15 protein-coding genes are annotated in these 10,644 nt (G+C 67.5%); 2 read left to right on the plus strand and 13 right to left on the minus strand.

The features are described from left to right. The 9 genes from ACWEFJ_RS01290 to ACWEFJ_RS01330 form a co-directional block, all read right to left on the minus strand. The gene (locus tag ACWEFJ_RS01290; RefSeq protein ID WP_360791443.1) at positions 1 to 180 is read right to left on the minus strand and encodes a helix-turn-helix domain-containing protein; all 180 of its coding nucleotides are present in this window, start codon (positions 178 to 180) and stop codon (positions 1 to 3) included. Continuing rightward, complete coding sequence (locus tag ACWEFJ_RS01295; RefSeq protein WP_449712547.1) at positions 177 to 1,517, minus strand: replication initiator; 1,341 nt, start codon at positions 1,515 to 1,517, stop codon at positions 177 to 179. The genes ACWEFJ_RS01290 and ACWEFJ_RS01295 overlap by 4 nt, the downstream gene beginning before the upstream one ends. A 17-nt stretch (positions 1,518 to 1,534) precedes the next feature. Next, positions 1,535 to 2,287: a hypothetical protein gene (locus ACWEFJ_RS01300; RefSeq protein ID WP_449712548.1), complete on the minus strand. Its 753-nt coding sequence runs from the start codon at positions 2,285 to 2,287 to the stop codon at positions 1,535 to 1,537. Further along, the gene (locus ACWEFJ_RS01305; protein WP_449712549.1) at positions 2,268 to 2,561 is read right to left on the minus strand and encodes a transcriptional regulator; all 294 of its coding nucleotides are present in this window, start codon (positions 2,559 to 2,561) and stop codon (positions 2,268 to 2,270) included. The genes ACWEFJ_RS01300 and ACWEFJ_RS01305 overlap by 20 nt, the downstream gene beginning before the upstream one ends. Further along, the gene (locus tag ACWEFJ_RS01310) at positions 2,558 to 3,028 is read right to left on the minus strand and encodes a hypothetical protein (protein WP_449712550.1); all 471 of its coding nucleotides are present in this window, start codon (positions 3,026 to 3,028) and stop codon (positions 2,558 to 2,560) included. The genes ACWEFJ_RS01305 and ACWEFJ_RS01310 overlap by 4 nt, the downstream gene beginning before the upstream one ends. A gap of 40 nt (positions 3,029 to 3,068) precedes the next feature. Continuing rightward, on the minus strand, positions 3,069 to 4,451 hold the full coding sequence (locus tag ACWEFJ_RS01315; protein ID WP_449712551.1) for an FtsK/SpoIIIE domain-containing protein: 1,383 nt from the start codon (positions 4,449 to 4,451) through the stop codon (positions 3,069 to 3,071). A gap of 296 nt (positions 4,452 to 4,747) precedes the next feature. After that, positions 4,748 to 5,008 carry a hypothetical protein gene (locus tag ACWEFJ_RS01320; RefSeq protein WP_449712552.1) on the minus strand — a complete coding sequence of 87 codons (261 nt, stop codon included), beginning with the start codon at positions 5,006 to 5,008 and terminating at the stop codon, positions 4,748 to 4,750. Next, positions 4,983 to 5,384, minus strand: coding sequence for a hypothetical protein (locus ACWEFJ_RS01325; RefSeq protein ID WP_449712553.1), 402 nt, complete (start codon positions 5,382 to 5,384; stop codon positions 4,983 to 4,985). The genes ACWEFJ_RS01320 and ACWEFJ_RS01325 overlap by 26 nt, the downstream gene beginning before the upstream one ends. 178 nt (positions 5,385 to 5,562) lie before the next feature. Then, positions 5,563 to 5,955, minus strand: a complete 393-nt coding sequence (locus tag ACWEFJ_RS01330) for a hypothetical protein (RefSeq protein WP_449712554.1) — start codon at positions 5,953 to 5,955, stop codon at positions 5,563 to 5,565. Positions 5,956 to 6,091: 136 nt separating this feature from the next. On the opposite strand from ACWEFJ_RS01330, the gene ACWEFJ_RS01335 reads away from it, so the two are divergent. Beyond that, the gene (locus ACWEFJ_RS01335) at positions 6,092 to 6,490 is read left to right on the plus strand and encodes a GntR family transcriptional regulator (protein ID WP_449712555.1); all 399 of its coding nucleotides are present in this window, start codon (positions 6,092 to 6,094) and stop codon (positions 6,488 to 6,490) included. A gap of 126 nt (positions 6,491 to 6,616) precedes the next feature. Here ACWEFJ_RS01335 and ACWEFJ_RS01340 read toward each other — a convergent pair whose 3' ends face one another. Together ACWEFJ_RS01340 and ACWEFJ_RS01345 are read right to left on the minus strand one after the other, a co-directional pair. Continuing rightward, positions 6,617 to 6,955, minus strand: a complete 339-nt coding sequence (locus tag ACWEFJ_RS01340; RefSeq protein WP_449712556.1) for a hypothetical protein — start codon at positions 6,953 to 6,955, stop codon at positions 6,617 to 6,619. Then, positions 6,952 to 7,281 (minus strand): hypothetical protein, encoded by a 330-nt coding sequence (locus tag ACWEFJ_RS01345; RefSeq protein ID WP_449712557.1) that lies wholly within the window; start codon positions 7,279 to 7,281, stop codon positions 6,952 to 6,954. Before ACWEFJ_RS01345 ends, ACWEFJ_RS01340 begins: the two co-directional genes overlap by 4 nt. Positions 7,282 to 7,445: 164 nt before the next feature. Between ACWEFJ_RS01345 and ACWEFJ_RS01350 the strand changes: the two genes are divergently transcribed. Continuing rightward, the gene (locus ACWEFJ_RS01350) at positions 7,446 to 8,900 is read left to right on the plus strand and encodes a helix-turn-helix domain-containing protein (RefSeq protein WP_449712558.1); all 1,455 of its coding nucleotides are present in this window, start codon (positions 7,446 to 7,448) and stop codon (positions 8,898 to 8,900) included. 14 nt (positions 8,901 to 8,914) lie between these two features. Here ACWEFJ_RS01350 and ACWEFJ_RS01355 read toward each other — a convergent pair whose 3' ends face one another. Continuing rightward, a complete protein-coding gene (locus ACWEFJ_RS01355; RefSeq protein WP_449712559.1) occupies positions 8,915 to 9,562 on the minus strand; it encodes an HAD family hydrolase in 648 nt (215 codons plus the stop codon). Positions 9,563 to 10,114: 552 nt separating this feature from the next. Beyond that, the coding region (locus tag ACWEFJ_RS01360) for a hypothetical protein (RefSeq protein WP_449712560.1) at positions 10,115 to 10,644 on the minus strand (530 nt) is incomplete at its 5' end.

Below are 10,644 nucleotides of genomic sequence, written 5' to 3' on the forward strand. Positions count from 1 at the left end.
TCAGGCCGCCTCAGTCGGAAGCGACTCGAACCACGCCTTGACGTCGGCGGCGTTGAAGCGCAGGTGCTTACCGACCCGGCGGCCGGGAGGCCCGTACTTCCTGGTCCGCCACTGATAGATGGTGTTGACCGGGATGCGGAGGTAGGCCGCCACCTGCTCGATGTCCCAGATTTCGTTCACGCTGCGTCCTCCTCCGTGTATTGGCGTTGTGAGCGGAGGCGTTCGGCGATGCCGGAGGCGAGTTCGCGCTCCGCGTCGTTGGCGTAGCCCGAGCCCGCATAGGCCCAGTCGTTGACGACGATCACCTCTTCGGCTGCCAGGCCGAGGCGTTCGAGGGTTTCGGCCGCGCGGTAGGCGCGGCGGTCTTCACGGATGCGCTTGAAGGTGGTCGAGTAGTGCTTGGACTTGGTCAGGAAGTGGCCGCGAAAGCCGAGCATGTGTGCCCACTTGCGCAGGTTGAGTTCGGTGTAGAAGTGCAGGTCGCCGAGGTCCCACGCGGTTTGGATCATGCGTCGGTGGTGGTCGGAGACCCGTAGGTGGTCGATGTCGAGTTGGGACCGGATGGGCCGGTCCGGTGTGTCGCGTGCTCCGGTGCCCTTGGTCGCGTACTTGGCGACGTAGGCCGCGAGCTTGCCGTCACTGACTGCCCCGGTGTCGTCCTCGATCTGGTTCGCCGAGGCGGCTCGGATCGGCCGCGCGTCTACCTGCTCGCCCCAGACCAGGTCAATCACCGTGCCATCCGGTCGGAAAGACTCCACCCGGACGGCGCGGGCGGCGGTTCGAACCGCGTGGTCGACCAGGTCCACGGTGGCCCAGGAGGGGGCCGGGTCGTGCGAGCCGTCAGGACCGTCGATCCGGATGACGGCGTGGAAGTGAACTAGGCCGCGCCGCTGGTATTCGGCGACCTTGGCGTACGAGAGCCGTGCATGGTCCTTGAACGCCCGGACGGTGAGGCCGGCGGCGCGTGCCAGGGCGCGTCGTAGGGCGATGGTGAACCGGTGCCAGAGCTTCCCGGCATGCGCCTGCCATAGGACCGCCCCGACGTAGTCATAGGTGTCCGGGTCGACCGCGCCGCCGATGCGAGGGTCATCGGGGCGATGGAAGGCCCCGCACCCCGTGCACGGCCGCGCCTTGCCACTGGCGGTGGTCGGCCGGTTGTGGACCGGGCCGAAGGATGGAGCGGTCAGGGTGGCGAACACGCGGGGCTTTTCGGCGACCGATTCGGGGACGCCTTTGCTGCCGCCGGTGAGGCCGGCGCGCATGAGGTGGAAAGCGTCGGCGGCGTAGCGGTCGGAGCAGGAGGGGCAGACGGTGGCGCGGCGGTTGCCGCAAGGGACCATGACGTCGCCGCCGAGGTGGGCGAGGACTTTCGTGCTGTCGAGGTTGTGGAGCTGCCAGGCTCCGTACAGGCGGATCGGTGCGAGGCATCCACCGGTGGCGGTGACCTTGTCCCGCCAGTCGCGGTAGTCGGCCCGTTGGACCCGGTCGGCGATGCGATCTTCGAGCGTGAGGACCAAGGCCCTCCTTTCCGTGGTCAGGCGGCGTTGAGTTGGTCGGCGAGCTGGACTGCGAAGGCGTCGGGGACGTTCACCGCGGCCTGCACATCAGCCGGGGTAATGGCGCGGCCCTGTTCGCGGACCTCGGCGGCTTTGGTGCCGAGGACGGCTTGCAGGTGGGCCGGGAGCTTGAGCGTCGGGCGTGACGAGGTCGGAGCCACAGGAGTGATCGGCGCGGTGGACATCAGCGCGCGGTCGCGGGCGGCGTTGCAGCGGTGCTGGATGACCGGCATGACCTCGGCGATGAGGAACACGACCAGCGGGACGACGACGTGGAGGAAGACCACGCCGTACTCGACCCGGCCGGACGGCGGGCGGAGCGAGGACCACACGTTGGTGATCAGGGTTGCGGCGAGCAGGAGCCGCTTGAGCCAGACGACCGGGGCGGCGTCGACGGCCTGGCCGTGGGTCAGCATCTCGGCTTCCCAGCGCAGCAGCGTGATCAGGATGCCCGCCAAGGCCGGTTCGACCAGCCACGCGCCCCACCACAGCGCGTCGGCCGGGGTCAGGTGTCCGGCAAGGAACTCGTGCACGCCCGTGGTGGTGAAGCCCAAACCCAAGGCGAGGAAGAACCACATGGAGCGGGTGACCGAGACGCGGAAGCGCTCCAGCCGGATGACCTGCAACAACGGGTCGGAGGTCAGGTCGTGCAGTCGGTGTGACTCGGCGAGACGGGCGCGCAGCTTCTGCACCGTGCGGGTTTCGCCCTGGTCAGCCGTCTTGCGGGCCACGGTTCACCTCCTCGGGACTCCGCAGACGCGCCGGGACGATGTCGAACAGGTCGTGGAACTGCATCGGGGCGAGCGCGACGAGTGCCCCTGCAATGAACGCTGATCCGGGCTGCATCCGCCCGGCGAGTACGCGGGCCACGGTGGAGCGGTTGACGTCCATCGCCTTGGCCAGGGCGTAGTCCGACCGGAAGCCGGCGAGCCGGGCGGCCTTGGCGAGCACGTCGGCCCGCAGTGTGATCGTGTTCGGCATGGTCGTGGTCGCCTCCGTGCTCACGCAGCCGTGGTTCCGGAGGCGACTCGACGTCGAGCGGCCACCGCACGGCCGAGGTGGACCAGGCGGGCGACCTCCTCGAAGGTCACCGGCTCGACCACGAGCGAGACCAGGCGGAAAGGGCCGACGGTCACCGCGGCCTGCCCAGCCGCGACCGCGCCGAAGTCCGAGACGGCAGCCGAGGCGGTCAACCCGAACGCCAAGCCCGCGCCGTTGCGGGCGGTCCCCGCCACGGTCAACGTGTGGTCAGGGCGCAGGGTCCACGTGAGCGTGACGCCGTCCAGGCGGGAGACCCACAGCAGCAGCGCCGCAAGGCGGTCAGGTGCCGGGCCGGAGGTGAACTCGACGTGCACCGAACCGGACACCGTTGAAACCATCAGCCGGTCCGGTCGCGGCAGACCCGTCGACCGCATGAGCGACCGCAGGGTGCGGATGATCCGGTCCAGCGAACGTGAGCTGTTCGAGGGCATGGCGAAGCTCCAGAGATCAGTAAGTCAGTAGGTGATGAGGTCAGGCGACGACGCGCAGGTCCGCGCCGGAGTCGGCCGGTCCGGCCTTGACGAACGCGACCAGCTCCTCGATGTCGTGGTCGCCGGTGTAGGCCGCGCGGACCCGGCGAGGGGTGCGGGAGCGCGGGTCGACGCGGTAGCCGATACCGGCGCTGGAGAGGTCGGCCGGGATCTCGTCGGCGATCGCGCCACGCTCACGCGCACCCTCGCCCAGGACCATGTCCGGGTGCCGTTCGGAGGTCACCCTCAGGCACACCCGGTGTGGGAGCAGGTCGCGGATCGGGAGCACGTCCTTGGACGGTTCCTGCACGTACACGTCGAGCACGTCGTTGGTGGCCCGACCCATCGAGGAGATCACCGCGCAGGCGTTGGTGATCTCGTGCGCGAACTCGGAGTTGTAGGCCATCAGGAAGCCGACCTCGTCCAGGATCAGCCAGTCCACGGGGTGCTCGCGCGACACCGGAACCGAGCGCTTCCCTTTGCGCTGCAACCGCTTCTGCTTGCGCCGCATGTTGTCGACAAATCGCTCGATCAACTCGGCGCAGTCCTCCGGGTTGTCCGCGTACCGGCCGTCCAGGATCGGTTTGAGCGCCACGAACTCGAACAGCTTCGGGTCACACACCCACGGGCGCACCAGGCCGTCCCGGATCATCGGCGCAACGGCCCGCAGCTTGGCCATGACGACCGAGTTCTTGCCCGCACCGGTGGCGCCCGCCGTCAGGTGGTGCGTCCCGGTCAGCGGTTCGCGCCACTGGCCGCCCAGCTCCGTCTCCCCCAGGCACAACGACCGCAGGTCCACCGCGTCCGACGATTCCGGCATGGCGGGTGCGGGGATGACCCGGTCGAACGGCTCGTCACGCTGAACGACCAGCACGACCTCACCAGGCTTGCCCTGCTCGACCGCGACCCGTTCCGCCTTGAGCGTCGCCGCCAGCTCCGGCAGCACCGCCGCGAACGCCCGCAACGCCTGCCCCGGCACCAACCGCACCCGCACCACGTCAACGGACGGCGACAACGACCGCACCCGCAGCACACGCGGCACCAGCAGCTCACCGGTCCGGTGATGCACCGCGGTCAACCCACACGAGCCCATCAGTCCCGCCCAACGACGCCCCGCGTAGGCACCGGCCCACCGACGCCGCCACGCCCGCAACACCGGAGCCGCCCACGTGTCGAACGTGTCTGGATGACCCCGGTACCAAGCCGCCGCACCCACCGCCAGACCGCCAACAACGCCACCGGTCACCCCAGGCCCGAACTCGACCACCGAGACCCCGAGCGCACCCGGACCAACCACCGCACCGGGATGGCGGACCAGCCACCGCGCCGTGCGGAACTCCCATCCGACCGAGCGCCGTGACGCGCCCGTCGTCGGTTGCGACATGCTTCGCCCTCCTCGGTTCAGGCACGGCAACGGCCGACCACCGGGAAGCAGTGATCGGCCGTTGCCGTGGACGTGCTACTTGCGCGGACCGCCGCGCCGACGCCGACGAGCGGATGCCGGTTCGAGCTGGGTTCGGGAGTGGGACAACGAGGTCCGCAGCACCGCGACCGAACGCACGAACGCGTTGTGATCGGCCCTCAGCCCTTCGCGGCGGTACGGAACACCCACCATCGCTTGACGTAGATTCCGCATCGCCTTGTCGAGACATTCCAACGCCGTGGTCAATTGCTGTGACATCAGACCTTCCACTCCCGGGTCTTCAACTCGGTCTCGTACTGGGCAGCCCGGTCCTTCAAGTTGGTCAAACTCCGCTGGACCGTGCGGAGGAGCTTCCGCAACTCGTCCGGCGGCGTCACCCGCCACGCTCCGGGCGGAGCCGGGTTCTCCCGCATCTTGGCGATCAACTTGTCCAACGGCTCGAATTGCTCGGTCACGAAGTCGATCGCGTTGACGAGGTTCGCGTACCGCTGCTCAGCCTGCCTTTTGCTCACTGCCATCAACACCCCCTTGGTCCCACATGGGCCGTCCCGTCAACTCCCTGAACGCCTCCACCACCTCGAAGCCGGACTCGGTGGGGAGCAACAGGTTCACGTGGGCGCGCACCGCACCCGATCGCAGCGTCACCTGCTCCGGCACCAGGAAGATCAAGCCCCTGTTGCCCAACTGGTGGATCGCCGCAGCCTCCTGCCCGCTCACCGGCCGCATCGCGTCTGCGCCGACGGCGCGGAACACCCGCCGGGAACGAGCGGTCAGCACATAGCCGTCGTGCCGTGCATACATCCGGTCCAGCACGGTCATGATCTGCCGGAACTGCGACTCATCCGGAATTTCGACCTTGACCTTGACCGGGTAATCGTCAACTTCGAGCACCATCCACCTCCAACATCGGGAACCACGGCAACCCCGGAGCCGGCAGCACCGACTCCGGGATCACCGAAGACCCCGGCGCACCTCGGATGCGCCGGATTCAGGCATGGCTCTACCCACTGTGGAATTGACAAAGACCAGACAGCCGGAAGGGCTGGAGATTATTAAGCGGCAGAGGTGGCCATCAGGCCGCGTTGCGCATCGAACGCGTCACCGGCTTCATTCCGGCAGCCTTGAACCACAGGCCGGCCGAGGCGATCTTGCGCGGGTCCACGCGGTCGGGGATCTCGTAGGTGTTGACCACCGCGTTGACCAGCTCGACGTACATGCCCTCCTCGAACCCCTCGCCGGGGTCACCGGGCAGGTTGACGCGGATCTCCTCGCCCTTGCCCGCCTTGCGGCCCTCCACCGGCAGCGGCTTGGCGAACAACGTCACCACGTACTGCACCTCACCCGACGTGCGGTCGACCACCGGCGTCACCGTGCCGTCCTCCGCCTCCCGCATCTTCGCCACCGGAGCCTCCGTGATCATCAACCGGTAGCCGCTCAACATGACCGGAAGGTCCTGAAGTGCCATGTCTCGTACCTCCACGTTCTCGGAGCGACGCGCCGCCGCTCTGCTTGCATCACCAACATAGCTAGTAGAGATAGAGAAGACACTAGGCCGATCGAGTGACTATCAGCAGTGCTAGCTGTGTCGCTACAGTTCGGTCATGCGCGCAGACGCGACGGACCGCAGACCGGCGTACCAGCAGATCGCAGACGACCTGCGCAAATTCATCGCCTCCGACGAGATCGAGGTGGGCGACAAGCTCCCCTCGCTGGCCGAGCTCCAGGCCAAGTACGGCCGAGCCGTGATGACGTTGCAGAAGGCGCTGGACCTGCTCCGCAACGAAGGTCTGGTGATCTCCCGCCAGGGCGAGGGCACGATCGTGGTCAAGAAGCCCGAAGCCCATGCGGGGGACGAGGTGCCCTCACCGCATGAGCTTCGGCAGATGTTCGACCGCATCAACACGGTCCTGGACGACCTCAGCCGGCGCGTCGCCGCGGTTGAGGCCGAACTGTTCGGCTCCACGCCAGACGAGTCTCAACCCGGTTCATCCGCTCGTTGAGTTCGTCCAGCCGTGCCAGCAGCTCAGAGGCTTTGGCGTGGAGTTCCCGCCAGTCCTCGGCCGTCCACTCGCGTTCCCCGGACACCACGCCCCCTCGCCGTTCGTGCCGAACCAGAACCCCTGCCGCTACACCAAGCCGGCGGCAACCTCCGCCTCCTCCTCGTCCCGCTCCCCGATGTCCGGCATCCAGACCAGGCGTGCCCGCAGGTGCCGGCGCTTGCTGCTGAACAGGTGCACCGCGTTCTCCGGCTTCCCCAGACTCATGCGGGAACGGTCATCGACCGCGACGACCTCCGCGCGGTCCTCGAAGGCGAAGCCCCACGCGGCGACCCAACCGTCCGCGCGTTCACCGAACTCCTGCACCACCGCGAACACCCGGGGCGCGGACGTCAACGCGACGCTTTCCAACATGGCCGCGAACTGCGGTTCGTCGCACAGCGGCTTGAACATGTCGACGTCGTTCACCGGCCGCCTTCCTTCTCGTTGTCACCGTTCTGCGCGGTCAACGTGCTGACCTCTGCGGGCGTCGTGCCCACCAGCGCGCTCAAGTGCTCGAAGTCCAACGGCGCGAGCTTCGTGAGCGCTTCACACCGGTCGGCGAACGCCGTGGCCGACTCCGCCAGCTCCCGTGCGAACTCGATGGCGAGCCGCGCCCCGTCCTCACGCCCGGAGATCTGCACGGTCAGCCGTGCGTCGCCGGACGAGATCACGAGCGACGGATGACCCTGAGCCCGTTCGACCAACGCCGACTCGGCGTCCTCCTCCGGCTGGAGGAGCAAGTACAACCCCATCGGTCCTACCTCCGTGTCCACCTGGGACTTGCCCGACCAGATTCACGCGAACGGAAGACCGATCCCATACCAATGACTGATCGGATATCAGCGACACCACTAACCGCAGGTCAGCTCCGTAATTGCCGGGCTACACTCCGAAGTGGGCACAGCTTGAGCAGGGGGTGAACAACCACGTGACCACGTCCAAACGACGCTGCCGCACGTGCGACACCCTGCTCGCCAGTGACAACCGGGGCGAACAGTGTGGCCGGTGCGCCGCGGCCTCTAAACTCCACGCCCCGACGCTGCCGCCGGAGTTCTGGGCCAAGCCCACCCTGCGCGAGGCGTTCGAGTCCCGCAACATCGGCCAGGTCTTCCGCGCCTACCGCCAGGCCCACAGCCCGACCGTGCCGCAAGCCACCCTCGCCGCGTGGCTCGACCTCACCCAGGGCCGCATCAGCGAGGTCGAACGCTCCCGCCGCCCGGTCACCGACCTGGAACGCCTCGAACGCTGGTGCGACGCCCTCCACGTGCCGCACCACCTGCGTTGGTTCAACGGCACCGCCCGTGAAGTCCACGACGTCCAAGCCCTGTACGCGAGCCGCACCGTCGATCCCGGCCCGACCTATTCGGCTTGGGCACCGGGCGACGCGGACCGATCACCCGACGGCCCGCAAGTCCTCGACATCGTCCACGTCGGCATCCCGCGCCTGCGCCGCTCCCTGGACATCCTCGACCTACCCGACGACGGCCCCACGCGAAGCCTGATCGAGCTGCGCGCCGACGTCGCCCTGATGAACGAACACCGCCTGGAAGCCCGCTACGGCGAACTCGTGCGCCACCTACCCGGCCTGATCGGCGAACTGGCCCGAGCCCGGCAACTGCTCGACCGAGCCGACCGCCGCCAGGTCGCCGCCCTGCTCACCCTCGCCCTGCGCGCCGCCGATGGCGTGGCCTACAAGTACCGCTACTACGACCTCTCGGCCCGCCTCATCGACCTCATGCGCGCCACGGCGAACGAATCCGAAGACCCGCTGTTGCCGGCGGCCGTCTCGTACGTGCGCACCGAGACGTTCTTCGCCAGCGGCGACCTCCACACCGCCGCACGCGCCCTGGACCAAGCCGCGGACCAGATCCCCACCCGCAACCTGAAGCAGGCCGACACGGCGGCAGCGTTCGGCTCCCTGCACATGCGAGCCGCAGTCGTCGCCGCCCGAGCCGGTAAGGCCGACATCGCCGCCGACCACCTGCTCACCGCCCGCTACGCCGTCCACGCCGCTCCCGAAGGCGTCTACCACGGCACCGCGTTCGGCCCCGCTTCCCTCCGCATCCACGAGCTGGCGGTAGCCGCCGAGCTGCGCGACGCGGCAGGCATCCAACGGGCCGCGAACTGGCACCCGCCGCTCGAACTGCCCGCCGAGCGCCGCTCGCACTACTACATCGACCTGGCTCGAGCCCAACTCGACCTCGGCCACCACGAAGAGGCATACCTCTGCCTGCAAGCCGCCCGCCAGGCAGCACCCGAACACACCCGCTCACACCCTCAGGTGCGTCAAGCCCTGTCGGTGCTGCTGCGCACCCATCCGTCGCTCAGCACGGACCTACTCGACCTGGCCGCCTGGGCCGGCGCTCGCTGAACCACTGCCCTGACTCAGGCGTTCGCCAGCAACCCAGGCAGGTCGTGCAGCGAGTCGATCACCCAATCGGCATCCCGACGCACCAACGGATCATCGGCCCACAAGTATCCCCACGGCCCACGCCTGATCAACGCGGTCCGCAACCCCGCCGCCTTCCCCGCGACCACGTCGTTGTCCCGATGATCACCGACATAGAGCACATCCGCCGGGTCGGTGGCGGGCGTCATCTCCACGACCTTCGCGAAGAACTCCGCCGAAGGCTTGGCCACACCCCACTCGCCCGACGTCGCGATCCCGTCGACCGGCAGCTCCAAGGCGCGCAACAATTCCGCCACCCGATCGGTCTGGTTCCCCGCGATCCCCACCCAGAGTCCCAGCTCCCGCAACCGCCCCAATCCATCCCGCACGTCCGGGTAGAGATCACCCTCCTCGATGCGCTCCCCGACCCCGGCCTCCTCCCGCAACCACCGCTCCCGCGCCACATCGAACCCAGGCCGGAAGTACTGGAACGTCTCCGCGTTGTCCCGCCCCGCCGCCGTCACCGCCCCCAACACCGTCGAGAACGTATGCCGAGACACCCCGACCCAATCCGCCCAAGCCCCCCACTCCCGCGAGTCGTCCAACAACGTCTCACCAACGTCAAACACCACCGCCGCGACCATGCCCTACTCCTACGCCATCAACGCCCGCCACGCGACACTGACGCCGACCGCGCCGTCCACTGCCACAGCCCTGACCACGGTGTTCAGAGTTTCTTTTCTTCATCAAGGCGGCCCCCTTCGGGGGCCGCTGGCCGTTGGTGCCACACCGACGTCGAAGGACCGACGCCCCTGTAGTGCGGCACGCCCAAGCGGACCTCCGGCCCGCGGGCGTACCGCGCGAGGAAGGGCATCGGTCCCGTCGTCGGCGAGGAACGGCCAGCAACCCCCGAAGGAGACCTCAAAGATCAAAGAAGCGCTCGCCGCGCGGCAGGCCAGCAGGATGACCGGGACGGCAACGCCAGCTCGGCTACCAGCATGGGCCGGGGTTTCGTGTCATCCCGCCGACCTCCCGAAGGCAACCACACGCATCAAGGGGGCGGTCCCAGCTAAACACGCTGGTCGTAGCCGGAGGTGCCCCCTTGACACGCGCGGTTGGGACGAGCCAGGTCGGCGGGATGACACGAAACCCCTCGTTGCGAAATTGCACCAGATCTACCTATTGCGAGAATTCTGCTATTTGGAATGCTTCTGGAAATAGCCGACAGTTCCCAGGATTCCCAAAGGAATGGAGAGCACTTCCATGGCTGCCTTAAATTGAGCCGGTGCGCCTATATAAGTAACAACGGCCAACTGTAGAAGCAAGGCGGCAGCTATGATTTTAACAGCCAGTTCGGTGCTAATTTTTCGCCCCGCACGAAAATCTCCCGCTGCCCCTATTGCACTCGCTTCAATTTCCTCGATCAGTTCACTTGCGCCCGCACCGACCAGCCGACCGTCGCCGAACAGTTGCGCAATGCTAATTTCGCGCCTGTCGGCAATTTGCGCTATCTCTGCTCGAATTTCGTCGAACTGAATAGACTTCGCAGCCTCCTGGAGAAAGCCTCCGATGTTCACTTCGATCGGTTTTACAGCGTTTGCAAGAATGCTGTTTACGCCGAAGTCGATCGACTTTACGGCGTCACCGAGGATGCGGTTGGCGTTGAAGTCGATCGACTTTACGGCGTCACCGAGGATACGGATGCCGCTGGTGTCGGGTGGCCTGA

This window comes from Actinosynnema sp. NPDC004786 (assembly GCF_053601135.1).